The organism is Promicromonospora noduliphila, assembly GCF_056951025.1.
In genome coordinates, this window is record NZ_CM167806.1 from 343934 (window position 1) to 368567 (window position 24634).

At 71.7% G+C, this 24634-nt stretch carries 24 protein-coding genes; 18 read left to right on the forward strand and 6 right to left on the reverse strand.

Annotated features, from left to right (window positions below):
* Positions 1 to 18: 18 nt before the first annotated feature.
* Both AC0QU1_RS01435 and AC0QU1_RS01440 read left to right on the forward strand, forming a co-directional pair.
* Positions 19 to 600 carry a hypothetical protein gene (locus AC0QU1_RS01435; RefSeq protein ID WP_483573884.1) on the forward strand — a complete coding sequence of 194 codons (582 nt, stop codon included), beginning with the start codon at positions 19 to 21 and terminating at the stop codon, positions 598 to 600.
* Between the two features lie 7 nt (positions 601 to 607).
* On the forward strand, positions 608 to 1345 hold the full coding sequence (locus AC0QU1_RS01440; RefSeq protein WP_483573885.1) for a phosphotransferase family protein: 738 nt from the start codon (positions 608 to 610) through the stop codon (positions 1343 to 1345).
* 66 nt (positions 1346 to 1411) lie between these two features.
* Here the strand turns inward: AC0QU1_RS01440 and AC0QU1_RS01445 are convergent, their stop codons facing one another.
* The gene (locus AC0QU1_RS01445) at positions 1412 to 2332 is read right to left on the reverse strand and encodes an EamA family transporter (protein ID WP_483573886.1); all 921 of its coding nucleotides are present in this window, start codon (positions 2330 to 2332) and stop codon (positions 1412 to 1414) included.
* 221 nt (positions 2333 to 2553) lie between these two features.
* On the opposite strand from AC0QU1_RS01445, the gene AC0QU1_RS01450 reads away from it, so the two are divergent.
* From AC0QU1_RS01450 to purM, 9 genes are all read left to right on the forward strand, one after another.
* Complete coding sequence (locus tag AC0QU1_RS01450) at positions 2554 to 3429, forward strand: glycoside hydrolase family 16 protein (RefSeq protein WP_483573887.1); 876 nt, start codon at positions 2554 to 2556, stop codon at positions 3427 to 3429.
* Between the two features lie 156 nt (positions 3430 to 3585).
* Positions 3586 to 5910, forward strand: a complete 2325-nt coding sequence (gene purL / locus AC0QU1_RS01455; protein ID WP_483573888.1) for a phosphoribosylformylglycinamidine synthase subunit PurL — start codon at positions 3586 to 3588, stop codon at positions 5908 to 5910.
* 120 nt (positions 5911 to 6030) lie between these two features.
* Positions 6031 to 6993 carry an endonuclease/exonuclease/phosphatase family protein gene (locus tag AC0QU1_RS01460; RefSeq protein WP_483573889.1) on the forward strand — a complete coding sequence of 321 codons (963 nt, stop codon included), beginning with the start codon at positions 6031 to 6033 and terminating at the stop codon, positions 6991 to 6993.
* A gap of 48 nt (positions 6994 to 7041) precedes the next feature.
* Positions 7042 to 9183 (forward strand): RNB domain-containing ribonuclease, encoded by a 2142-nt coding sequence (locus AC0QU1_RS01465; RefSeq protein ID WP_483573890.1) that lies wholly within the window; start codon positions 7042 to 7044, stop codon positions 9181 to 9183.
* 102 nt (positions 9184 to 9285) lie between these two features.
* Positions 9286 to 9645 carry a sterol carrier family protein gene (locus AC0QU1_RS01470; protein WP_483573891.1) on the forward strand — a complete coding sequence of 120 codons (360 nt, stop codon included), beginning with the start codon at positions 9286 to 9288 and terminating at the stop codon, positions 9643 to 9645.
* A 227-nt stretch (positions 9646 to 9872) separates the two neighbouring features.
* Positions 9873 to 13898: an ExeM/NucH family extracellular endonuclease gene (locus AC0QU1_RS01475; RefSeq protein WP_483573892.1), complete on the forward strand. Its 4026-nt coding sequence runs from the start codon at positions 9873 to 9875 to the stop codon at positions 13896 to 13898.
* Between the two features lie 111 nt (positions 13899 to 14009).
* On the forward strand, positions 14010 to 14318 hold the full coding sequence (locus tag AC0QU1_RS01480; RefSeq protein WP_483573893.1) for a hypothetical protein: 309 nt from the start codon (positions 14010 to 14012) through the stop codon (positions 14316 to 14318).
* Between the two features lie 74 nt (positions 14319 to 14392).
* A complete protein-coding gene (purF, locus tag AC0QU1_RS01485; RefSeq protein WP_483573894.1) occupies positions 14393 to 15940 on the forward strand; it encodes an amidophosphoribosyltransferase in 1548 nt (515 codons plus the stop codon).
* A 29-nt stretch (positions 15941 to 15969) separates the two neighbouring features.
* Entirely contained in the window at positions 15970 to 17079 is a 1110-nt protein-coding gene (purM, locus tag AC0QU1_RS01490) for a phosphoribosylformylglycinamidine cyclo-ligase (protein ID WP_483573895.1), read from the forward strand.
* 57 nt (positions 17080 to 17136) lie between these two features.
* Here purM and AC0QU1_RS01495 read toward each other — a convergent pair whose 3' ends face one another.
* Positions 17137 to 17349 carry a DUF3073 domain-containing protein gene (locus AC0QU1_RS01495; protein WP_483573896.1) on the reverse strand — a complete coding sequence of 71 codons (213 nt, stop codon included), beginning with the start codon at positions 17347 to 17349 and terminating at the stop codon, positions 17137 to 17139.
* Positions 17350 to 17943: 594 nt separating this feature from the next.
* Between AC0QU1_RS01495 and AC0QU1_RS01500 the strand changes: the two genes are divergently transcribed.
* Positions 17944 to 18153: a BldC family transcriptional regulator gene (locus AC0QU1_RS01500; protein WP_483573897.1), complete on the forward strand. Its 210-nt coding sequence runs from the start codon at positions 17944 to 17946 to the stop codon at positions 18151 to 18153.
* A 65-nt stretch (positions 18154 to 18218) separates the two neighbouring features.
* On the opposite strand, the gene AC0QU1_RS01505 is transcribed toward AC0QU1_RS01500, so the two are convergent.
* Both AC0QU1_RS01505 and AC0QU1_RS01510 read right to left on the reverse strand, forming a co-directional pair.
* Entirely contained in the window at positions 18219 to 18542 is a 324-nt protein-coding gene (locus AC0QU1_RS01505; protein WP_483573898.1) for a DUF3618 domain-containing protein, read from the reverse strand.
* Positions 18539 to 18991, reverse strand: a complete 453-nt coding sequence (locus AC0QU1_RS01510) for a phage holin family protein (RefSeq protein ID WP_483573899.1) — start codon at positions 18989 to 18991, stop codon at positions 18539 to 18541. The genes AC0QU1_RS01505 and AC0QU1_RS01510 overlap by 4 nt, the downstream gene beginning before the upstream one ends.
* Positions 18992 to 19834: 843 nt before the next feature.
* Here AC0QU1_RS01510 and AC0QU1_RS01515 point away from each other — a divergent pair.
* The gene (locus AC0QU1_RS01515) at positions 19835 to 20014 is read left to right on the forward strand and encodes a hypothetical protein (protein ID WP_483573900.1); all 180 of its coding nucleotides are present in this window, start codon (positions 19835 to 19837) and stop codon (positions 20012 to 20014) included.
* Positions 20015 to 20240: 226 nt separating this feature from the next.
* Here AC0QU1_RS01515 and AC0QU1_RS01520 read toward each other — a convergent pair whose 3' ends face one another.
* The gene (locus AC0QU1_RS01520; RefSeq protein ID WP_483573901.1) at positions 20241 to 20882 is read right to left on the reverse strand and encodes a 2'-5' RNA ligase family protein; all 642 of its coding nucleotides are present in this window, start codon (positions 20880 to 20882) and stop codon (positions 20241 to 20243) included.
* Entirely contained in the window at positions 20882 to 21673 is a 792-nt protein-coding gene (locus AC0QU1_RS01525; RefSeq protein ID WP_483573902.1) for a GntR family transcriptional regulator, read from the reverse strand. The genes AC0QU1_RS01520 and AC0QU1_RS01525 overlap by 1 nt, the downstream gene beginning before the upstream one ends.
* 151 nt (positions 21674 to 21824) lie before the next feature.
* On the opposite strand from AC0QU1_RS01525, the gene AC0QU1_RS01530 reads away from it, so the two are divergent.
* The 5 genes from AC0QU1_RS01530 to AC0QU1_RS01550 are packed head-to-tail and all read left to right on the forward strand — an operon-like array spanning position 21825 to position 24631.
* Positions 21825 to 22202 carry a hypothetical protein gene (locus AC0QU1_RS01530; protein ID WP_483573903.1) on the forward strand — a complete coding sequence of 126 codons (378 nt, stop codon included), beginning with the start codon at positions 21825 to 21827 and terminating at the stop codon, positions 22200 to 22202.
* A complete protein-coding gene (locus AC0QU1_RS01535) occupies positions 22202 to 22465 on the forward strand; it encodes a hypothetical protein (RefSeq protein ID WP_483573904.1) in 264 nt (87 codons plus the stop codon). The genes AC0QU1_RS01530 and AC0QU1_RS01535 overlap by 1 nt, the downstream gene beginning before the upstream one ends.
* Entirely contained in the window at positions 22462 to 22707 is a 246-nt protein-coding gene (locus AC0QU1_RS01540) for a hypothetical protein (RefSeq protein WP_483573905.1), read from the forward strand. The genes AC0QU1_RS01535 and AC0QU1_RS01540 overlap by 4 nt, the downstream gene beginning before the upstream one ends.
* 14 nt (positions 22708 to 22721) lie before the next feature.
* Positions 22722 to 22976, forward strand: coding sequence for a hypothetical protein (locus AC0QU1_RS01545; RefSeq protein ID WP_483573906.1), 255 nt, complete (start codon positions 22722 to 22724; stop codon positions 22974 to 22976).
* On the forward strand, positions 22973 to 24631 hold the full coding sequence (locus AC0QU1_RS01550) for an FtsK/SpoIIIE domain-containing protein (RefSeq protein ID WP_483573907.1): 1659 nt from the start codon (positions 22973 to 22975) through the stop codon (positions 24629 to 24631). The genes AC0QU1_RS01545 and AC0QU1_RS01550 overlap by 4 nt, the downstream gene beginning before the upstream one ends.
* Positions 24632 to 24634: the final 3 nt, after the last annotated feature.

A 24634-nucleotide genomic window follows, 5' to 3' on the forward strand; every position in this document is an offset into this window, starting at 1 on the left:
CCGAGGAGGGACGGGACCATGAGCTCCAGGGGAACGGTGCACCTGCCGCCGCGCGTGCGGAAGGCGGTGCTGACCCTGCACATCGTGTCGGCGGGCGCGTGGGTCGGCGTCGACGTGCTGGTCGCGGTGCTCGTCGGGGTGGGCCTCTCGGGCGGTTCGGACGCCGCCCGCGGGCTGGCCCTGCGCGCGCTCGCCGAGTACGTGGTGACCCCCATGCTGACGTCGGCGCTGGTCTGCCTCGGCTCCGGCCTGCTGCTCGGGCTCGCGACGAAGTGGGGGCTGGTGCGCTACTGGTGGGTGGCGGTCAAGCTCGTCATGAACCTGGTGCTGTGCACGCTGATCCTGCTGGTGCTGCGGCCGGGTATGCCCGACGTCGGCGCGGCCGGGCTCGCGGTCGAGGCCGGCCGGGTGCCGCTCACGGACCTCTCGTCGCTGGTGTACCCGCCGACGGTGTCGCTGACCGCGCTGACCGTGGCGATGGTGCTGTCCGTGTACAAGCCGTGGGGGCGGGTGCGCCGGGGGTCCGCGCGGCCGGCCCCGCGGGAGAAGGCCGTGGCGCGGGAGAAAAGCCGTGCGACGCCGATGGCCGTCTCGCGATGATGTCCGCATGGCAGAGGTGGAGGTCGTCGTCGCCCATCAGGCCTGCGCGACGCTGCGCGTCGGCGACGTGTTCCTGAAGATCGACGGCGACCAGACGCGCACCGACGTCGAGGTCGAGGCGATGGCCAGGGCGCCGATCCCGACGCCGGAGATCCTGTGGCGCAAGCCGCCGGCGCTCGCGCTCGCCGCCGTCCGGGGGGCGGCGCTCGGCCGCCTCGGCGAGCCGTCGCCCGCCTCGGCGGCGGCGTGGGCCGCCGCCGGCGCCGCGATCCGGACGCTGCACGACGCCCCGCTGCCGCCCTGGCCCGGCAAGGGCCTCGACGAGATCGTCACGCACCTCGACGCCGAGTGCGAGTGGCTCGTCGCCAGCGGCGTCCTGCCCGCCGAGCTGGTCACGCGCAACCGCGAGGTCGCTGAGGCCGCGCTCCGGCCGTGGACCCCGGTCTTCGCGCACGGCGACCTGCAGCTCACCCACGTGTTCGTCGACGGCGACGAGGTCACGGGCGTAATCGACTGGTCGGAGGCCGGTCCTGGCGACGCGCTGTTCGACCTCGCGATCCTGACGCTCGGGCACGAGGAGCGGCTGGACGACCTGCTCGCGGGCTACGGCACCGACGTCGACCTGGACGTGATCCGCGGGTGGTGGTCGCTGCGCAGCCTGGGGGCGATCCGCTGGCTGATCGAGCACGGGTTCGACCCGGCGATGCCGGGGGCCGAGATCGACGTGTTGATGGCGCGGATGTGAGGCTGCTGCGCGACAGGGCCGTGGCGGAGGCTGCTACGTGCCCGGCCCGGGCTGTAGCGGAGCGTGCTACGCGCCCGTGCTGAAGCGCGGCCGGCCCGGCCACCGCAGCAGCCCCGACGTGATCGCCACCCCCAGGAGCAGCAGCAGCCCTCCGCCGGCCTCGGCCAGGTTCGGCACCTCGCCCTGCACGAGCCAGGCGGCGGTCATGCCGACCACGGGCACCAGCATCGTGAACGGCACCACGGCGCTCGCCCGGTAGCGGGCCAGCAGCGTGTTCCAGATGCCGTAGCCCACCAGGCTCGCGAGCCAGGCGGTGAAGAGGGTGGACAGCACGGCCGCCCAGGTGGGGTGCGTGAGCGAGTATCCGACGGCCGCCGGACCGTCCAGCACGAGGGCCAGCGCGAACATCGGCACCGGCACCACCAGGGCCGACCACACGGTCATCGACAGGCCGGCCAGCGGACCCGGCCGGGTTCCCGTCGTGTGGGTCACGGACCCGAGCCGCCGCACGATCACGTTGCCGGTCGCCCACGACGCCGCGGCCGCGAGGGTCAGTAGGAACGCGATGCCCGGCGTCGCCGCCGACCGGCCGAGGCCCACGACCACCAGGCCGACCGCGCCGAGCAGCACGCCGACGAGCTGCGGCGTCGTCGGGCGCTCGCGGAGGGCGACGCTCGCGAACAGGACCGTGAACACCACCTGCGCCTGGAGCACGAGCGAGGCGAGGCCCGGCGGCATGTCGAGCCAGATCGCCGTGTACATGAGCCCGAACTGGCCGAGGCTGAGGAAGACGCCCACCACCAGCACGTCCTTCAGCGCCGCCGCCGGGCGCGGGACCAGGAAGATGGCCGGGATCAGCACCACGACGAACCGGATGGCGACGAACAGCACGGGCGGCACGTCGTCGACGCCGATGTCGATCGCGAGGAAGTTGGTGCCCCAGATGATCATGACGAGCACGGCGAGGAGCGAGTGGCGCAGGGGCATGCGGTCATGGTCAGGCGCGCCTACCCGGTCAGTCCATCGCGTATCACTGGCTGACTGTTCAGCGAGGCTGAACGGTGGACCCGTCACGACTACGGGTTTTCACCATCTTGTTCCACCGAGCGGGTGAAAAGTAGCGTCGCGTCGTCCCTGCCAGTGCGATCGACCGCACGCCCGGCGCGCCTACCCGTGCGGCGGGCGACCTGTTCGCGAAGGAGCGTCCGATGCGTAGCACCAGACACCGCACGATCCGTACCACCGTCACGGCGGCCGCCGCCGCGACGCTCGTCCTGTCCGCCTCGCTCGTCGCCTCCGCCGCAGCGCCCCAGGCGCCGGAAGCCGGCTCGGCGCCGGCCGCCGCTCCCGCCGCCGTCGGCGCCCTGACCTGGTCGGACGAGTTCGACGGCCCGGCCGGCAGCGCCCCCAACCCGGCCAACTGGAACCAGGAGACGGGTGGCGGCGGCTGGGGCAACAACGAGCTGCAGGTCTACACCAACTCCCGGGACAACTCGGCGCTGGACGGCAACGGCAACCTCGTCATCACCGCCCGGCAGGACGGCAACGGCGGCTACACCTCGGCCCGGCTGACTACCGCCAACAAGGTCGAGCCGCGGTACGGCCGCCTCGAGGCCCGGATCCAGATCCCGCGCGGCCAGGGCATCTGGCCGGCGTTCTGGATGCTCGGGAGCCAGATCGACAACGGTGTCCCGTGGCCCAACTCCGGTGAGATCGACATCATGGAGAACGTCGGCTTCGAGCCCCACATGGTGCACGGCACCCTGCACGGCCCCGGCTACTCCGGCGGCAACGGGATCGGCGCCGCCTACACGCACCCGCAGGGCTGGTCGTTCGCCGACACCTTCCACACCTTCGCCATCGACTGGCAGCCCGGCCGGATCACCTGGTCGGTGGACGGGACCGTGTACCAGACCCGCACCACGGCCGACGTCGGCGGCAACCAGTGGGTCTTCGACCAGCCGTTCTTCTTCCTGCTGAACGTGGCGGTGGGCGGCAACTGGCCGGGCTACCCCGACGGGACCACGCAGTTCCCGCAGCGGATGGTCGTCGACTACGTGCGCGTCTACGACTCCCAGCTCTGACCCGGCGCCCGCCACGTGTCAGACGCTCAGGTCACGGGGGCGACCTGAGCGTCTGACATGTGGCGAGAGCCCCGGGGACCGCCCCTCCGCGCGACGCGTCGTAGACTGGCTGGGCGCTCCGGCGCCCAGAAACCCACCCCGCCCGCGAGGAACTACATGACCGCGCCCGCGTCCCAGGCACCTTCCCGCCCGCAGCTCGACACCGTCGACGTGGCGGCCGCCACCCCCGACGAGGTGCAGCCGTACGGAGAGCTCGGCCTCAAGGAGGACGAGTACCAGCGCATCAAGGACATCCTGGGCCGCCGCCCCACCGCGGCCGAGCTCGCGATGTACTCCGTGATGTGGAGCGAGCACTGCTCGTACAAGTCGTCGAAGGTGCACCTGAGCAAGTTCGGCGAGAAGGTCACCGACGAGATGAAGGAACACCTCCTCGTCGGCATCGGTGAGAACGCCGGCGTCGTCGACATCGGCGACGGCTGGGCCGTCACCTTCAAGGTCGAGTCGCACAACCACCCGTCGTTCGTCGAGCCCTACCAGGGTGCCGCGACCGGTGTGGGCGGCATCGTCCGCGACATCATCTCGATGGGTGCGCGCCCCGTCGCGGTCATGGACCAGCTCCGGTTCGGCGACGTGAAGCACCCCGACACCGCGCGCGTCGTGCACGGCGTGGTCTCCGGCGTGGGCGGCTACGGCAACTCCCTCGGCCTGCCGAACATCGGCGGCGAGCTCGTCTTCGACGGCTCCTACCAGGGCAACCCTCTCGTCAACGCGCTCTGCCTCGGGGTGCTGCGGCACGAGGACATCCACCTTGCCAACGCCTCGGGCCTCGGCAACAAGGTGGTCCTGTTCGGCGCCCGCACGGGCGGCGACGGCATCGGCGGCGCCTCCATCCTCGCGTCGGAGACGTTCGAGGACGGCGTGCCCGCCAAGCGGCCGTCGGTCCAGGTAGGCGACCCCTTCATGGAGAAGGTGCTCATCGAGTGCTGCCTCGAGCTGTTCTCGGCCAAGGTCGTGGAGGGCATCCAGGACCTCGGCGCCGCGGGCATCTCCTGCGCCACCTCCGAGCTCGCCTCCAACGGCGACGGCGGCATGCACGTGGACCTCGACGACGTCCTGCTGCGCGACCCCACGCTCAACGCCGGCGAGATCCTCATGTCGGAGTCGCAGGAGCGCATGATGGCCGTGGTCCGCCCCGACCAGCTCGACGCGTTCCTCGCGATCACGCGCAAGTGGGAGGTCGAGACCGCCGTCATCGGCGAGGTCAACGACTCCGGCCGCCTCACGATCGACCACCACGGCCAGCGGATCGTCGACGTCGACCCGAAGACCGTCGCGCACGAGGGACCCGTCTACGAGCGGCCCTATGCGCGTCCGGCCTGGCAGGACGGGCTGCAGGCCGACACGACGGCGGCAGCGGGCCTCGCCCGCCCGGAGACCGGCGACGAGCTGCGCGAGACCGCGCTCACCCTGCTGGCCTCGCCGAACCTCGCGTCCAAGGCGTGGGTCACCGACCAGTACGACCGCTTCGTCCAGGGCAACACGGCCCTCGCCCAGCCCGACGACGGCGGCGTCGTCCGCGTCGACGAGACCACGGGCCTCGGCGTCGCGCTCGCGACCGACGCCAACGGCCGCTACGGCAAGCTCGACCCGCGCGCGGGTGCCGCGCTCGCGCTCGCGGAGGCCTACCGCAACGTGGCCACCACGGGCGCCACGCCGCTGGCCGTGACGGACTGCCTGAACTTCGGCTCGCCCGAGCACCCGGACTCGATGTGGCAGCTCGTCGAGGCGATCGAGGGCCTCGCCGACGCGTGCCAGGAGCTCGGCGTCCCGGTGACCGGCGGCAACGTCTCCCTCTACAACGGCACGGGCGAGCCCGGCCAGATCGACTCGTCGATCCACCCCACCCCGGTGGTCGGCGTGCTCGGCGTGCTCGACGACGTGAGCACGGCCCTCGCGTCCGGCTGGCAGACCGAGGGCCTGTCGCTCCTCCTGCTCGGCACCACGCGGGACGAGCTCGACGGCTCGGCCTGGGCCGATGTCGTGCACTCGCACCTGGGTGGCGTGCCGCCGCGGGTGGACCTGGCCGCGGAGAAGGCGCTGGCCTCGGCCCTCGTCGAGGCGCGGAAGGCCGGCCTCGTCGCCGCCGCGCACGACCTGTCCGAGGGCGGGCTGATCCAGACGCTGCTCGAGGCGTCGCTGCGGTTCGGGGTCGGCGCGTCGGTGGCGCTGGAGGGTGTGACCGGCCGCGACAAGGTGGACCCGTTCGTCGCGCTGTTCTCGGAGACGACCGGCCGCGTGGTGGTCGCCGTCGACCCCGAGCACGAGGGCGAGCTGACCCACCTGGCCGAGGACGCCGGCGTGCCGGTGCTGCGCCTCGGCACCACGGGCGGCGACGCCGTGGTGGTCGAGGGCCAGTTCGAGCTTCCGCTGGACGAGGCGCGCGAGGCGTTCGAGGGGACGCTCCCGAGGATCTTCGGCTGACGCAGGCAGGGCGCTCGCTTGGTCCCCGCGCCGTCGAGCGGCGGGTGAAATCCGGGCGGGTGCTCTGGTGATCCTCGCGGGCCGCAGCCTCCGTCACCCCGCACCCGGTAGGGTCCGGGGGTGCGATTTGTCCATGGCCTCATCTCCGTCGTGCTCTGGATCATCGCGATCCCGCTGCTCCTCGTGGCGTTCGCCAGGGTGCTCCCGTTCGACAACGTGGTCCCCCTGCCCCAGCTCGTGGCGTTCACGCCCTGGGCGGCGCTGGCGACGCTGCCGCTGCTGATCGTCACGCTGTTCTCGCGGCGCTGGGTGCTGACCGTGCTGCTGGCGGCCTCGCTCGCGGGCTTCGTGTACTGGACGCTGCCCTTCTTCCTGCCGCCGCAGACGTCCGCGACGGCGGATCCGGCCGACGCCGGCACGCTGCGGGTCATGACGATCAACGCCCGGTACGGGCAGGCCGACGCCGAGACCGTGGTCGACCTCGTGGAGTCGCAGCACGTCGAGGTGCTCTCGGTCCAGGAGCTGACCCCCGACTTCGAGGAGGCCCTCGCCGACGCCGGCCTGGGCGACCTGCTGGGGCACAGCTTCACCGTCCCCGCCCCGGACAGCCCCGCCGGCAGCGGGCTCTGGTCGGCCACGCCGCTCACGGACGAGGAGCAGCTCAGGGGCACCAGCTTCGCCATGCCGTCGGCCCTGGTCGCGGTGGGCGGCACCGACGTGCGGGTCACCGTCGTGCACCCGTACCCGCCGATGCCGGCCGAGGTCACGACGTGGCGCACCGAGCTGGTCGAGCTCACCGAGCAGGCCCGGTCGGACAGCACGCCGCAGATCCTGGCCGGCGACTTCAACGCCACCTACGACCACGCGACCTTCCGCGACCTGCTCGGCTGGCGCTTCTCCGACGCCACCCGCGAGTGGGGCGCCGGACCGACCGTGACCTGGCCGGAGGGCAGCAGGGTGCCGCCGCTCTTCGCGCTGGACCACGTGGTCGTGGAGAACGACATGGCGGTCTCCGACGTCGTCGCCATGGAGGTTCCCGGGACCGACCACCGGGCGCTCGTGGCCACCGTCGTCGTCGAATAGCACAGCGACACCGCGCGGGGAGCGCGGAACCGGCCTATGTTCGCAGTTGTGCCGACCCGTCAGATGCGCCTCGCGCCCGCTGCCCCCGAGTCCGTCAGCGATGCTCTCGCGGCGCTCCGCGCCGAGGTCGGCCTGCCCGCGATGTTCGCGCAGGACGTGCTCGAGGAGGCGCGGGCCGCCGTCGGACGGGACTTCACCGCCGGCCGCGCCGACCGGCGCGAGGTCGAGTTCGTCACCATCGACCCGCCCGGCTCCATGGACCTGGACCAGGCGGTGCACGTGGAACAGTCGGGCGAGGGGTACGTGGTGCACTACGCCATCGCGGACCTCGGCGCGTTCGTGGTACCCGGCGGAGCCCTCGACGCGGAGGTGCACCGGCGCGGCATGACCGTCTACGGGCCCGACGCGCCCACCCCGCTGCACCCGAAGGTCCTGTCCGAGGGCGCGGCGAGCCTGCTGCCCGACGGCGACCGCCCGGCGGTCCTGTGGACGATCACGCTGGACGCGCGCGGCATCATTACCGGCGCCTCGCTGGAGCGCGCGCTCGTGCGCAGCCGGGAGCGGCTCACCTACGCGGAGGTGCAGTCCAGCCTCGACGCCGGTACGGCGAGCGAGTCGCTGCAGCTCCTGGCCGACGTCGGGCGGCTGCGCCAGTCGCTGGAGGCCGCGCGGGGCGGGGTGTCGCTGGAGGTGCCGGAGCAGGAGATCGAGCGCCGCGACGACGGCACGTTCGCGCTGTCGTTCCGCCGCAACCTGCCGGTGGAGGAGTGGAACGCCCAGATCTCGCTGCTCACCGGCATCGCGGCCGCCCACCTCATGCGGCAGGCGGGCATCGGCGTCCTGCGCATCCTCCCGGAGGCCGACCCGCGCGACCTGGCCCGCCTGCGCCGCACCGCCGCGGCGCTGCGCATCGAGTGGCCGGACGACGTCCCCTACGCGCGCCTCGTCCCCACCCTCGAGTCGCGCATCCCTGAGCACGCCGCGTTCCTCAACGAGGCCACGACGCTCTTCCGCGGCGCCGGGTACGTCGCGTTCGGCATGCGCGGGCCCGACGGCGCCGTCGTGCCGCCTCCCGAGAACACCCGGCACGCCGCGATCGCCGCGGACTACGCGCACGTCACGGCGCCGCTGCGCCGCCTGGTGGACCGCTACGCGACCGAGATCTGCCTCGCGGTCTCCGCCGGGACGGCGGTGCCCGCGTGGGTGCTGGCGGCCCTGCCCACTCTGCCCGCCGTCATGGCGGAGACCGGCCGCCGCGCGTCGTCGTTCGAGCGCGAGTGCATAGACATCGTCGAGGCGTCGCTGCTCGCCGGCCGGCTGGGCGACGAGTTCGACGGCGTGGTGGTCGACGTCGACGACCCCGCCAAGGAGCCGCAGCGAGGGCAGGTCGTGCTGCGCGACCCGGCCGTGCGGGCGCGGGTGGTGGGGCAGCGGCTGCCCCTGGGCTCCGACGTGCGGGTCACGCTCACCGAGGCCGACGTGTCGGAGCGGCGCGTCACGTTCACGCTGGGCTCGGTCTCCGTGGACCCGGGGGCCGGCCGGTCTGCTCTCGGGGCGGTGACGGGGGTCCTCGGGTCGACGGCGGGGACGGCGGGCGCTGCCGGTCATGCCGATCCGCGCTCGCCGGAGACGCTGCGTTCGCCGGAGGTGCTGGGTTCGTCGGAGGCGGTGCGGCCGTCGGCGGGTGGAGGTCGCCGGGCCGCCGCGCGGAACCTGCGGCCGGAGCCGACGTCGCGGCCCGAGCCGACGCCACGGCCCGAGCCGACCGCGCAGGCGACCCCACGGCCGGAGCCGAGCCCGACCCCGCGGCCCCAGCCGACTCCCCGGCCCGCCCCGCAACCTCGCCCCGAGCTTTCCTCGCAGCCGCCGCGCGGCGTCGGCCCGGCGGCATCCGTGCTGCCGCGGCACGGACGCGGTGTGAGCCACCCGCCGGTGAGCCGGCCCGTGCGTCCCCAGGTCAGGGACGAGATGCCGCTTTCGGAGCCCTGGCCCCGGCATGCGCCGACCACCGGGCCGACGGAGCGGCCGGAGCCGGCGACCCACGCCGGAGCCCCGGGCCTCGCGCAGGTGGCCGACTACCCGCCCGTGTCGTCGCTCGAGCTGCCCATGGTCGTGGCGGCGGACCTGTTCGCGGTCGAGGGCACCACGGCGGACGAGTACCGGTACCGGCACGGCGGTCCGCGATACTGACCCCATGACCGATGCTGTTCCCGGCGCCGCCCCGCTCGTTCCCGGCGCCGCCCGGAGGGCGCGCGCCGTCGCCGTGCCCTGCGACCTCCCGGCGGTGCGCTAGTGCCCCCGCGGCGCCGGACGGATCCGGCGGCCGGACGCGCGGCCGTCGCCGCGTGGGCGCGCGGCGAGGCCGAGCGCCGGGAGGTGACGACGGCGGTGCGCTTCACCCTGGAGGAGCTGGCCGACCTGGCACCGGGCAACTCCGTGGAGGTGCGGGTGCCGCCCGCCGGCGCGGTGCAGGCGGTCGCCGGGCCGCGGCACACGCGCGGCACGCCGCCGAACGTGGTCGAGACCGACCCGGAGACCTGGCTCGGCCTGGCCACCGGCACCGTCACCTGGGCGGACGCCGTCGGGGACGGGCGGGTGCACGCATCGGGCGACCGCTCCGACATCTCCCACCTGCTGCCGTTGGGTCAGTAGCGCGGGCGTGTTTGCGGGCGCCCTGTCGGTGGCTCGCGCTAGTCTCGGCCCGCGCGCTCCTCGACGAGCCGCGGCGAGCACAACGATCGGTGCGCTGCCCGGGTGAGATCGCCGGAGTTTCTCCGCGAGAATCTCGCCGGTAACCGTGCATTCATCGTGCCGTGGTTGGTTGACTGCGCTCCTGGCTTGAGCTGAGCACCCCCTTTTCCACTGCAGAAGGAGTCAGCGTGGTTCCCAGCACGCTCCGATCCTCGCCGCCGTCCACCCGGACGGTCCGCACCGCCGTCGCCGCGGCGCTGACCGCGGCCCTCGCGGTCCCGACCACCGTCGTCGGCCTGGCGCCCGCACAGGCGCTGGACGTCACGCTGATCGCCGACATCCAGGGCACCACCGACGCCAGCCCGCTGGTCGGCCAGACCGTCACCACGCGGGGTGTCGTCACCGCCGTCTACGCGACCGGCGGCTTCAACGGCTTCTACCTCCAGACGGCGGGTACGGGCGGCGACGCCGCGGACACCACGCCCGGTGCGTCGGACGCCGTCTTCGTCTACTCCTCCGCCGCTGCCGCCGCCGTGTCGATCGGTGACCACGTCGAGGTCACCGGCGCCGTGTCGGAGTACAACGGCCTGACGGAGCTCACGCCGGCGTCGGGCGGCTGGACCGTGCTCGACACGGCCGCTGCCGTCGAGCCGACGTCCGCCGCCTGGCCTGCCGACGCCGCGGGCCGTGAGGCGCTCGAGGGCATGCTGCTCGCGCCGCAGGGCGAGTTCACGGTGACGGACAACTACGACACCAACTACTACGGCACGGTCACCCTGGCCGCGGGCGACAGCCCGCTGGTGCAGCCCACCACCGCGGGCCGGCCGCTGTCGGCGGAGTACGACGCGCAGATCGCGGACAACGCGGCGCGCCGCGTGGTGCTCGACGACGGCGCGTCCACGAACTACAACTCGAACGCCAACAAGTCGAAGCCGCTGCCGTACTTGACCGGCGGCGCCCCCGTGCGGGTGGGTGCGGGGGTCACCTTCACCACGCCGGTGATCCTCGACTACCGGTACGACGCCTGGAGCTTCCAGCCGCTGCGCCACCTGACGCCCGACGTCGCGGCGACGGTGCAGCCGGCCACGTTCGAGAACACGCGCGAGGACGCGCCCGCCGAGGTGGGCGGTGACCTCAAGGTCGCGACGTTCAACGTGCTCAACTACTTCAGCACCACGGGTGACGAGCTCACGGGCTGCACCTACTACACCGACCGCACGGGCGACCCGGTCACCGTCTCCGGCGGCTGCGACGCCCGCGGCGCGGCCGAGGAGGAGGACCTGCAGCGCCAGCAGACCAAGATCGTCGCGGCGATCTCGGCGCTCGGCGCCGACGTCGTCGCGCTGCTGGAGATCGAGAACACCGCGGCGCTGGGCGGTCCGCGGGACGAGGCCCTCGGCAACCTGGTGGACGCGCTGAACGTGGCGCAGGGCGCGGGCACGTGGGCCTACGTGGCCTCGCCGGCCCAGGTGCCGGAGTCCGAGGACGTGATCCGCAACGCCTTCATCTACCGGACGGCGACGGCGGAGCCGGTGGGCGACTCGACCATCCTGGTCGGCGACGAGGCGTTCCAGAACGCCCGCCAGCCGCTGGCCCAGACCTTCCAGCCCGCCGGCGGCGCGGCGGACGCCACCGACGACGTCGTGGTGATCGCCAACCACTTCAAGTCCAAGGGCTCGGCCGGCCCCTGGCCGGGCGACCCCGACCAGGGCGACGGCCAGGGTGCCTCGAACGAGTCCCGCACCCGGCAGGCGACCGCGCTCGCGACCTTCGCGGAGGCCCAGGCCACCGCGGCGGGTACCGACAAGGTCCTGCTGGTCGGCGACTTTAACGCCTACGAGCAGGAGGACCCGATCAAGGTCCTCACCGACGCCGGCTACACCGACCTCGGCCCGACCACCGGCGAGTACACGTACAACTTCGACGGCATGGTCGGCTCGCTCGACCACGTGCTCGCCTCCCCGGCCGCCGCCGGGCTGGTGACCGGCACGGACATCTGGAACATCAACGCGTACGAGCCGGTGGCGAACGAGTACAGCCGGTACAACTACAACGCGTCGATCCTCTACGACGAGACGCCGTTCCGGTCGTCCGACCACGACCCGGTGCTGGTCGGCCTCGACCTCGCAGGTACCACCGAGCCCGGTTCGGTCGACCTGGACCTGGTGGCCATCAACGACTTCCACGGCCGCATCGACGCGAACACCGTCAACTTCGCGGGCACCGTCGAGGAGCTGCGGGCGCAGAACCCCGACGGCACCGCGTTCGTCTCGGCGGGTGACAACATCGGGGCCTCGCTGTTCGCCTCCGCGCTGCAGCAGGACCAGCCCACCATCGACGTGCTGAACGCGCTGGGCCTGAAGACCTCGGCGGTCGGCAACCACGAGTTCGACCAGGGCATGGCGGACCTCACCGACCGCGTGGTCACCGCCGCGGAGTTCAGCTACCTCGGCGCCAACGTCTACGACGAGGCCACGGGCGAGCCCGCCCTGCCCGAGTACGACGTCGTGCCGGTGAACGGCGTCGACGTCGGCTTCGTCGGTGTGGTCACGCAGGAGACGCCCACCCTGGTCACCCCGGCGGGCATCGCGGGTCTCGAGTTCGGCGACCCGGTCGAGGCCATCAACCGCGTCACGGACGAGCTGCTCGACGGCGACGCCGCGAACGGCGAGGCGGACCTGGTCGTCGCGCTCGCGCACGACGGCGCCGGTGCCGGCACGCCGGACGGCTCGACGCTGGAGGAGGAGGTCGCCGCCGGCGGCCCGTTCGCCGACCTGGTGCAGAACACCGACCCGCGCGTCGAGGCCATCTTCACCGGCCACACGCACAAGCAGTACGCGTGGGACGCCCCGGTCCCCGGTGCGGCGGGGGAGACCCGGCCGATCATCCAGACCGGCAACTACGGCGAGTTCCTCGGCCACGTCTCGCTGACCGTGGACACGGCGACGTTCGACGTCACGGCCTACGAGGTCGAGAACGTCGCGCGCACCACCACCCCGGCCGCCGAGCTGATCGCCACCTACCCGGTGGTCGCGGAGGTCGACTCGATCGTCGACGCCGCGCTGGCGGAGGCCGAGGAGATCGGCGCGCAGCCGGTCGGCGAGGTCACCGCCGACGTCACGACGGCGTTCTCGGGCGGCTCGTACACGAACGGCGTCTACACGGGCGGCAACCGCGACGACCGCGCGTCGGAGTCGGCGCTCGGCAACCTCGTGGCGAACTCGCTGCGTGACTCGCTCGCGAGCGAGGAGCGCGGCGGCGCCGACATCGGCGTCGTCAACCCCGGCGGCCTGCGCAACGAGCTCTACTTCGGCCAGGACGGCGTCATCACCTACGCAGAGGCCAACGCCGTGCTGCCGTTCGTCAACAACCTGTGGACGATCACGCTGACCGGCGCGCAGCTCGACACGCTGCTCGAGCAGCAGTGGCAGACGGACGTCAACGGCAACCGCCCGTCGCGCCCGTACCTGGCGCTGGGGCTGTCGGACAACGTGTCCTACACCGTGTCGACCGCGGACCCGAACGCGACGCCCGGCAACAACGTCTCGTCGATCACGGTCGACGGCGTGCCGGTGGACCCCGCCGCGGAGTACCGCATCGCGACGTTCTCGTTCCTCATCTCCGGCGGTGACAACTTCCGGATCTTCACCGAGGGCGCGAACGGCCGCGACTCGGGCCTCGTGGACCGCGAGGCCTGGATCGCCTACCTGGAGGGCTCCTCGCCGATCACGCCGAGCTTCGCCCGCACCCGCACGGTCACCACGGCCCTGCCGGGCACGGTCAAGGCCGGCGCGTCGACCACCGTCGGCCTGTCGGGCCTGAACCTGACCTCGCTCGGCTCGCCGCAGAACACCGCGGTCGAGACGTTCCTGGTCCCGTCGGGCGGCGAGGCCGCGGAGGGCGTCTCCCTCGGCACCGCCACGGTGACGGACGGCGCGACGTCGTCCTCCGTCACCATCCCGGCCGGCACGACGCCGGGCGCGTACCAGCTCCTGGTGACGGCGTCGCCGTCGGGCACCACCGCCCGCCTGCCGCTGACCGTCGAGGCGGCCGACCCGGAGGTGCCCGACGCACCCGCCTGGCGGCCGTTCAAGCTCTACTGGTGGGGCGACCTGGTGACCTACAAGGGCTCGGTCTACGAGGCCACGCGGCCGACGATCCTCCAGATCCCGGGCGTCGGTGGTAAGCGCAGCCCCTGGAAGCTCGTGGGGTAGCCCACAGCCAGAACTGCTGAGGTGCCGGAGGCCCAGGTCACTCGAGTGGCCTGGGCCTCCGGCACCTCAGCGGGTTCTTCGGCTGCGGCGGGCGGCGCGTACCCTGGTCGCGTGAGCGAAACCCAGGCCCCGCACGACTCCTCGGACAACGTGGACGACGTGGAGGTGCGTGACGTCATCGACCCGGCGACCGTGCGCCGCGCGCCGCGGTACACGGCGTTCTTCCTGACGGGCGCCGTGGTCGGGATCGTCGTCGGGCTGCCCCTGGCGCTCTACCTCGTCAACTCGCCGTCCGGCCAGGGCATGATGAAGCCCGGCGTCTACATCACGGTGCTGACCGCCTTCGTCACCATGGTCACGACCCTCCTGGCCGGCCTGTTCGCCGTGATCGCGGACCACCGGAGCCTGCGCGGGCGCTGACCGGCGCTGGCGCTGACGCGGAGGTCACAGGCCGTGGCGGCCCCTGCGTTCCGGCCGCATGGGATACTCGGAACATGCCTCTGCGCGGAGACGGCCGCCTCAACCACGACCTCATGCCCGGCGAGAAGGGCCCCCAGGACGCATGCGGCGTCTTCGGGGTCTGGGCACCCGGCGAGGAGGTCGCCAAGCTGGCGTACTTCGGCCTGTACGCCCTGCAGCACCGCGGACAGGAGTCCGCGGGCATCGCCACCAGCAACGGCGAGCAGATCCTTGTCTACAAGGACATGGGACTCGTCTCCCAGGTTTTCGACGAGACCGCCCTGAACGCGCTGACCGGCCACATCGCCGTCGGACACTGCAGGTACTCCACCACCGGCGGGGTCACCTGGGAGAACGCCCAGCCGACGCTCGGCGCGACGGCGTCCGGCACGGTGGCGCTCGGCCACAACGGCAACCTGACCAACTCCGCCGAGCTCGTCAACCTCGTGGCCGAGCGCTACGGCGCGCAGCGCCGGGGCGAGCTCGCCCGCGGCAACACCACCGACACCGCCCTCATCACGGCGCTGTTCGCCGGCGATGCCGACCGCACGCTGGAGGCGACGGCCCTCGAGGTGCTGCCGCGCCTGCGCGGTGCGTTCTCCCTGGTCTTCATGGACGAGAACACCCTGTACGCCGCGCGCGACCCGCAGGGCGTGCGGCCGCTCGTGCTCGGCCGCCTCGACCGCGGCTGGGTGGTCGCGAGCGAGACCCCCGCCCTCGACATCGTGGGCGCCTCCTACGTGCGCGACGTCGAGCCCGGCGAGCTCATCTGCATCGACGCCGACGGCATGCGCTCGGTGCGGTTCGCCCAGGCCGAGCGGGCCGCCTGCGTCTTCGAGTACGTCTACCTGGCGCGCCCGGACAACACCCTCAACGGCCGCTCCGTGCACGCGTCCCGGGTCGAGATGGGCCGGATCCTGGCCCGCGAGCACCCCATCGAGGCCGACCTCGTGATCCCGACGCCGGAGTCGGGCACGCCGGCCGCCGTCGGCTACGCGGCGGAGTCCGGCATCCCGTTCGGGCAGGGCCTCACCAAGAACGCCTACGTGGGCCGCACGTTCATCCAGCCCTCCGACACGCTGCGGCAGCTCGGCATCCGGCTCAAGCTCAACCCGCTGCGCGAGGTGATCAAGGGCAAGCGCCTGGTCGTGGTCGACGACTCGATCGTGCGCGGCAACACCCAGCGCGCCCTGATCCGGATGCTGCGCGAGGCGGGCGCGGCGGAGGTGCACGTGCGTATCTCGTCGCCGCCGGTGAAGTGGCCCTGCTTCTACGGCATCGACTTCGCGTCGCGCGCCGAGCTGATCGCCAACGGCCTGGCGGTCGACGAGATCGGGCAGTCGCTCGGCGCCGACAGCCTCGGCTACATCAGCACCGAGGGCATGATCGCCGCGACCGAGCAGCCCAGCTCGCAGCTCTGCGCGGCCTGCTTCACCGGCAAGTACCCGATCGAGCTGCCCCCGGACGACCAGCTCGGCAAGCACCTCCTCGAGCAGGCGGAGCTGCCGCTCGGCCAGCCGGAGGACGGACTCAAGCAGCTCACCGTGAGCGCGGGCGGCTCGACGGCGCTCGACCACCCGTGACCGCGCCCTCACCACTCCATGGAGCACCAGTGACATCCGAAGGTCTGACGTACGCCGCCGCCGGCGTGGACACCGAGGCGGGCGACAAGGCCGTCGAGCTCATGAAGGACGCCGTGCGGCGCACGCAGGGCCCGGCCGTGCTCGGCGGGGTCGGCGGCTTCGCCGGGCTGTACGACCTGTCGGCGTTCCGGGGGTACCGCGCGCCACTGCTGGCGACCTCCACCGACGGCGTCGGCACGAAGGTCGCCATCGCCCAGGCGATGGACAAGCACGACACCATCGGGTTCGACCTGGTGGGCATGGTCGTGGACGACATCGTCGTGATGGGCGCCAAGCCGCTCTTCATGACCGACTACATCGCGACGGGCAAGGTGGTGCCGGAGCGGATCGCGGACATCGTGCGCGGCATCGCGCAGGCCTGCGAGGTGGCGGAGACGGCGCTGGTGGGCGGCGAGACCGCCGAGCACCCGGGCCTGCTGGACCCGGACGAGTACGACGTCGCCGGCGCGGCCACGGGCATCGTGGAGGCCGACAGGGTGCTGGGCCCGGACCGGGTGCAGCACGGTGACGTGCTGATCGCGATGGCGTCCAGCGGTCTGCACTCCAACGGGTACTCCCTGGTGCGGGCCGTGATCAAGCAGGCGGGCTGGTCCCTGGACCGGCACGTGGACGAGCTGGGGCGCGCCCTCGGCGAGGAGCTGCTGGAGCCCACGCGGGTCTACGCCACCGGCTGCCTGGCGCTCGCCGCCGACGACGCGGCGCAGGTCCACGCGTTCACGCACGTGACCGGTGGCGGGCTCGCGGCGAACCTGGCGCGGGTGCTCCCGGAAGGCCTCGTGGCGACGGTCGACCGGGCGTCCTGGGACGTGCCCGCCGTGTTCGGCATGGTGCGCGACCTCGGCGGCGTACCGCGCCGCGACCTCGAGAACACGCTCAACCTGGGCGTCGGCATGGTCGCGGTCGTGGGCGCCGACGCTGCCGACGCAGCCCTCACTCGGTTGTCCGCGCTGAGTGTGCCCGCATGGACACTCGGCAGTGTGGACACACTGGACGGCTCGACGGCGCAGGAAGACCTGGTCGCGGGAACGAAGGGTGTGTCCGGCGGTGCGGTCAGGCTGGTGAACGACTACCGCTTCTGACGGCGGCGGGTCCGGCCGAGGACCGGGCGCGGGGCCGGCGCGAAGGCGCCGGCACCCTCAGCGCTTGTTGCCGTCTTGCTCAGCCCAGTCGGAATACCTGTTGTCGTACTCCTCGTCCTCCGGGGAGTCCCACCGTGACTCTGTCGCCACATCCGTGTGGGAGTTCCCGCTGAGCTCCTGCTCGAGGGCGTGATAATTGGTCTCCGGGCTGTAGTACTTCAGCGCGCGAGCAACCTTGGTCTGCTTTGCCTTCTGACGGCCGCGGCCCATGGCTCCGACCCCCTCAACGTAGGAGCGGGGCGGCACCGTGCATGGACGTGCGGCCCCGTAGCGTTTCGTCTGTCCAGGTTCCAACGGTACATGCTGGTACGGCGTTTCTTCCAGTCCGTGGACGTGATTCGTCCCATCCTCCGGTGTGACTTTGGGGTCGGGTGGCCGCCTTCGGTGCCTGTTGTGGCGGCCAACTGTGTGGTCAAGACTTGACTATTACTTTACATCGAAGGCATCCTGGCGGCAGCCCGGTCACGGGCTGTGGTTGCCGTCACGGCAATCACATTCGTATGCCCAGGGCATCCGACTCTGCCACTTTGCCGACTCCTGGGTGACGGGCGGTTGCGGCCCGAGCGCGACGCGGTGACCAGCGGCGCGTTGTGGCGGCATGGCGCGGGATCGCATGGTCGGCGTGTCGCACGTGTCCGAGACTCGCCCGAAACGGGCGCGCGTGGCGAGCCGCAGAGAAAGTGAGGAAATAAACCGCGTCCCCAAGTCGCCTAAATCCCGTTTGCTGCTAACAATGGTGCAAGAGCGGGTGTCGTCAACCGCCTGGTACGGCCAGGCCGGCACCGTTCCGGAGGAGGTGCGGGGATGTCCATCCACGGAGAATCCGAGGTCCTGCTCACGCCTGCCGAGGTAGCGAGCTTGTTCCGTGTTGACCCAAAGACGGTAACGCGTTGGGCAAAAGCGGGAAAGCTTTCGTCGATCCGGACACTTGGCGGTCACCGCCGCTACAAGGAGTCCGAGGTTCGGGCGCTGCTCGGTGCGGCGGCGGACAGCACGGGCGAGTCCGACAACTAGTCGGACGTCGTTGACGGATTGGTCGGCAGGTAGGGACGAAGGCGCGCCGGGTGCTGCCCCCCAGCTCAGCCCCGCGCGCGCCTGAGCACAGCGGTGACGACAACGACGGTACCGATGGCCACGAGACCGACCGTGGCTCCGATCAGGACCTTGGCGTTGCGGGCCCGGCGCGGATCTTGCGCCGGGCCGTTCTTGTCGCCGAAGGCGCCGGTGGCCATCGCGCCGGCGTCCCGCGCGGCCTGCTTGGCCTCACGCGCGATCCGCGCCGCCTGGTAGCCGGGGCTGAGGCGGGTGGTCAGCTCGTCGATGGCCGCCGCGAGGTCCGCGCGGGTGCGGAGCACCTCAGCCTCGAGCTCGCGGCTGCTGGGTGGCGGGGTCGGAGTGCTCATCGGTGCATCCCCTCCTTGATCGACGCGATGTCGTCCTTGACGCGCTGGACGCTCTCCGGCGGCGTGGTGGCCTTCTTCAGCAGCATGGCGCCCACGAGCGCCAGGATGATCGTGACGAGCAGCATGAAGCCGCCGATGGCGAGCGCCGACAGCCAGAGCGGCCACACCGTGCCCAGGCCGTAGACGGCCGCCAGGAGCAGCACGCCGACGGCGTAGACGAGGATCAGGAGCCCCACGACCAGCAGGCCGGCGCCGATGCCGGACTGCTTGGCCTTCTCGGTGAGCTCGGCCTTGGCGAGCGCGATCTCGGCGCGGACGAGCCGCGAGGCCTGCTCGGAGATCTGCTCGACCAGCCTGCCGATGGAGGCCTGCCTGTCGGGTCCCGGCGCGTCCGTCGGGGCTGCGCCCGCCACCCCCGTCTGGCCGTCGATCCTCGCGTCCTCGGTCATCTGCCCTCCCGTGCCGCCGGTTTCGGCCTACGCCGCTGGAGACAACTCAACAGGTCAAGAGCACATGGGGCAATTCCTGGCCCGGCGTGGCTTCGAGGAAAAGGTATGAAGGGCAGCTCGCGGCAATGCGAAATTGCTGGAAGGAATTGCCTTGGAGGTGCCCTGGGGATGGTGTTCACGGCGACTGAGAAGACCGGATTACTCCGCCGGCCACGCGGGCCGTTCCGAAACGCCGACGGGCCGCACTCCCGAGGAAGTGCGGCCCGTCGAGATCGCTCGATCCGGCGATCCCTGGCTGTGGCTCCGACCGGCGTCGATCCGGTGACCTTTCGATTTTCAGGCGCTCTAGACGCTCCCTGGCGGGTCTGGAGCCCAGTGTTTGAGCGGGTCGAGTGTCCACCGACGACGGTGCGTGGAAGCCGGTGCTGCCGGGCAACCACTAACTGTTTCGCTAACTGCGGGTCCTCGCTCTGGCGCGTTCGGGGTGGGGCGTCGTCCGGCTCCCTGCGACGCTCTTTGTCGGCGTGGTGCCGGGTCAAGGCTGGCGCTTGCGCCATCACGTAGTGACGCGGAGCGGCCTTGACGTGGTGCCGTGTCGATAAAGATCCTCCGAGAGCCGAACGTCGTTCCCTGGTGAGATGACCGCCCGGCCCCTGCTCGTGATCGCGTCCGCCGTCGGGTGGTCTGGCACGATGGCGTCAGGCGGGCGGTTGCTAGGCGGGTGCTCGACGTAGCCGACTACGGGCGCCGTCCGCCGTGACCGTCCGCGATCTACGGCGGCAACCAGAAGATCACCCCACCCACGGATTGCCAGGCACGCAAAGGTGGACACAGGCTCGGTTCATGGATGACAAGGCTGCCGCTGTGTTCCGGGAACTCGACGCGTCATGGACTCAATACAGGCCGATGCTCGAAGGCTCGCGGGTTGACAGGGATCGGTTCGAGGCCGCGCAAGTGCGGTTCCACGAGGCGGAGAAAGCCGTCGTTGACCTGCTGCGGCTCCCTGGCGACGACATCGTGTAGTGAACAGCGAGAGAGACGGTCCTGGCTATCGATCCAGGACCGTCTCTGTCATGTGTGGGCCCGCGTGGCGGTGGGGTGCGACGGGGGTGCGCGAGGGCCGCTTGCGGCCCGGAGCGCGGGGGTCCCTGTCGCGGGGCCCCGCCGCAGGCGCGGGCCCGCGCGCCGTCAGGCGCGCCTTGATCTTATAGAGGTCAATTCGGCAGCCGGTCCTGGCGACGACTCGTGATCAGCCGAGCGAGACGGCCTGGACGGTTTCCCACTCATACATCCGGTGGTCGCGGTGCATGCGGATCAGGGCGACGTGGGTATAGGTGGCGTGCGCGGGCGTCGAGGGCTGGGCGCGGTCGAGTGCTTCGCGGATGGGCCGGGCGTCAGCGTCGGCATTGCTGTAGGCGGCCGACACGTGTGCACGGAAACCGGCTTCGGCTTCCGTGCATCCTCCGAGGGCGTCCGTGATGCCCTGCCGGATCGCGCGGCGTACCCCGGCGAACGCCTCGGGGTCGGCGGGCGGGAGAATCACGGCTTCGCGCGAGATGTGTGCGCGCTGGTAGCTCGTCGTTACAGGTGCGAGTCCCCGGAGCCGATCAGCAACGGCGGCGGTCACGTTGTCGATCATCGTCGGGTCGATGTCCTCGACGTGCCCGACTCCCTGCAACGTCATGTGTAGCCACTGATCGGGGACCGGATCGAGAGTGCTGATCGTGCTGACGGCGTCGCGGTACTGGTGCACCAGGTCGCGGACCGCTGGTTGGTCTTCCTGGGTGATGTGCCAGGAGTAGAACCTGGTTCCGACCTGCCAGCCGGGACGCCACCACCAGTGGTCGGACATCGTGCCTTGGTCTGCATAGAGCGTGGCGTAGTCGGTCATTAGATGTCCGACTTTAGGGCCTCGGGCTCGGCATGGGCAGGGATCTCGTACTCATCGATGAACGAGAGTCGATCGGCGGGCCAGATGCTCTCTGAGACTTCGAGGACGCCGCCGTCCTCGTCGGTGGCTGTGTGGACGATGTGCACGACGTACGCCCCGAGTGGGAGCCCGAACGCCTCGGCTTCCTCGACGGCGGCCGGTCGCGCGATCCAGTGATCGACGGCGTATGCGTAGCGCCGCCCGGTCAGATCCTCGACGCACCGAAAGAGGGCCTTGGGCACCACCTTCGGTTCGGCGAGGTAGGTACCTGCGGCAAAGTCGGCGGGCAGGTAGGAGGCGCCTATCTCCTGGAGCTCGTTCCTCTCGTCGTACAGGTCCCGCCGTCGAACTATCACGTCCTTACCCGTGGGGATGCCCATCGCCTGCGCAATGCGCTCCGGCGCTGGCTCGGGTCCGGCGCTGATGATGTCGTGCCGGAACGTGTCGTTCAGGAGGCCCGTACGGGCGCGGGCGGCGCCGTAGCGGTGGCGGGACCGTCGTTCGAAGCGCCGGGTCTCGCGGACGAAGGTCCCGATGCCCTGGCGAGACTCGATCAGGCCTTCCGCGCGAAGTACGCCCATCGCCTGGCGCACTGTCGGCACGCTGGTGTTGTAGTCCTCGGCTATCGCTGTCTCGGCAGGAAGTTTGCTGCCGATAGGCATGCCTCCTTCCCGGATCTGGGACCGGATCGCGTCCGCGATCTGGTGGTACTTCTTCACGCGCGAGGTGGCGCGTGATCCGACGTCTGCCACGTGGAATCTCCTTCGGTTCGCGATGCGGCCCGCTGAGCGGGCGACCCGTTTCAACTGTAGTCCTCATTAGGACTTGACGACCGTAGCCACCCTGTGCTTCTCTGGCATTGCAGGTCCTAATGAGGACCTTAGGACAAGAGGAGAAGATGAGATGGCGACGTTCGCTGTGGACAGCAACCGACAGCAGATGGTGGCGACCGGTGTTGTGGAGCCGGTCATGGAGTGGATCGAGACGGCGGACGGCAAGCGTCGTCCGGGTGAGAACCAGGCCCGGCAGGAGGGCACCGGCCTTCCGCTGTGGGGCGTGGAGGTCGTCTACCAGTCCGAGACGTGGGGCCGGGTCTCCACGGAGTCGGTCAAGGTGACGGTGCCGTCGCAGGCGATGCCTGCGCCGTCGCTGTTCACCCCGATCCAGTTCAACGACCTGGTGGCCTCGGTGCGGGTGGACCGCCGCAACGGCGGCCTGACGACCTCGTGGGAGGCCGCTTCCATCGCGCAGATGGCCGACGCCAAGAAGGCGGCCGCGTGATGAGCACGCCGCGTCATGCCTCGGGGGTGGCGGGGGCTTCGGCTCTCGCCCCCTCGTGCCCGGTACGCCGGGCCCTGAGCCTGACGGCCCGGGTCACGTGGTGGCTGGCGATGGCGGGTCTGCTCGTGTTCTTGGGCGGTGCGCTGACCGGCACGGTCTGGCTGATCGGCCTCGGCGTCGCCGGGTTCCTGACCGGGACCGGGGCGCTCCTGCCGGTCGTGGTTGCCCTGTCGTGGCTGGGTCGGGCGGGTGGTTCCCGATGAGCCGCGCCGAATCGCTGGCCTCGGCCGCAGACAACCTGTTCAAAGCGGTCAACGGGCTGGAGAGCGCCGCGAAGACGCTGGACGCCGCCGGGGTGCTGGGTGCTGCCGACCAGGCCCGGGGCTTGCACGACCGGACCAAGGACCTGCACGCCGAGATCCGTCACGCGGCCCGGGTCGCGCACCGGGCCGAACGCCCCGAGTTCTACGACCAGGACGGCCGCTGGGTCGGTCGACCGGACTGAACGGAGAGGTACCGATGGCACGCACCAAGAACACCACCCGCCGGGTCAACCGCCGCGTGGTGGAAGCCCTGCGGACCGCGACCACTGCGACTGAGCGCGGCATGGACGAGCTGCGCAAGGCCGCCAACGCCATGGACGTGGTGCAGGCCGAGACCCGGTTGCACGACGACCTGGCCGAGACCGTGAACCTCACCTGGGTCAACGCCTCTGACCTCGGATTCGACCTGCGCGCCCGGCTGGCCGCTGAGCAGGACGGAGACGGGCGATGAACCCCCGCGCTGCGTTCCGTGACTACGACGCCCGGGCTCGGGCCCGGATCATCGCCGCGACCACCGGTCGCCCCGGCCGCCTGGGCCTGGCCTGGCGGATCGTGACCCGGATCATGCGGTTCACCGGCCGCCGGTCCTGGCAGTTCACCCGTGCCCTGGGCGTCTGGGCGGGCAGGAACCCTCTGCCGGTCGTGCTCGGTCTGCTGCTCGCGCTGGGCTGGTGGGGTGCCCTGACCCTGGCCGAGTGGCCCGGCGACCGCACCACCGGCCCCCTGGTGCTCCTGGCCGTATTCCTGTCCCCGGGGCTGTTCCTCGGGGCCTGGGCCGCCATCGCGCCCCGGCACTACCGGCGTGCGAAGAACGCCCGCGACATCCGCCGGGCCTGGACCACCACGGCCGACGCCTGCGGCCTAGGCCGCAAGGAACCCGATGGCACCTCCCGGGTCTCCCGGCTGCGCAAGGTCATCCACACGCCCGGCGCCGTGACCCTGCGCGTGGAGACGTTCCCGGGGCAGACGATGGACACCCTGCGCCGCGCCGCCCCTGCGCTGGCCACCGCCTACGGGGCACACGGGTACGACACCGCGCAGGTCTCGCCCCGGGTCCTGGACCTGGTCCTGTTCACCACCGCCCGCCTGGCCCCGCGTGACGCGGTGCTGCCCTCGCCGGACGCGGTCACCACGGATGCCGTGCCGGTCGGCCGGACCCGGGGTGGCCAGCCCTGCACGCTCGTGGTCCGGGGTCGGCACACGCTCGTGGTCGGTGCCTCCGGTGCGGGCAAGGGCTCGGTGCTGTGGTCGGTTGTCGGCGGTCTCGCCCCGGCCGTGCACGCCGGACTGGTGCGCCTGTGGGGCGTAGACCTCAAGAAGGGCCTGGAAGTCGAGACCGGCCGTGCCCTGTTCGGGCACGTCGCCTACACCGCCGCCGATGCCGTGGACGTCCTGCGTGCCCTGCTCCAGGTGATCGACGAGCGCGGCGCGGCCATGCGCGGGGTATCCCGCCTGCACGTCCCCACGGCCGGTGACCCGCTCCACGTCCTGGTCGTGGACGAGCTCGCCGACCTGATGGCCTACGCCGACTCCGATATCCGGCGTGAGGCCGAACGCCTCATGTCCAAGATCCTGACCCAAGGCCGCGCCCTCGGCGTCGTCGTCTTCTCGTGCGTGCAGAACCCCCGCCAGGAGGCCGTGGGCGGCACCCGGTCCCTGTACACGCAGAAGATCGCCCTGCGCCTGGACTCCGAGACCGAGACCGACATGGTGCTCGGCGGGCTGGCCGACCTCGCCCCGGCACACACGATCAACCGCACCGACCCCGGTACCGCCTACCTGGTCACCGAGGACGGGTCGCCGGTCCTGGTCCGGTTCGACTACTGGCCAGACAACCTGATCCGGGCGACAGCACTGCACTACCCGGCACCCGCCGACCACACCGCCGTCGCCCCTCGCTCGGGCCTGGACGCCGCCAACGCGTGGGCTGCCGCTGGCGGTCGCCTGGCCCTCGTCGAGACACCGGACGAGGCATCACCGGACGAGCCCGACGACACCCCTGCCGTTCCGGCACCGGTCCGCAAGCGCAAGCCCAGGAGTTCCCGCAAACCCCGGCCCACCGCCACCCCCGCCGCCGCACCGGCCACCGAGTCTGAGGAGGACTGACCC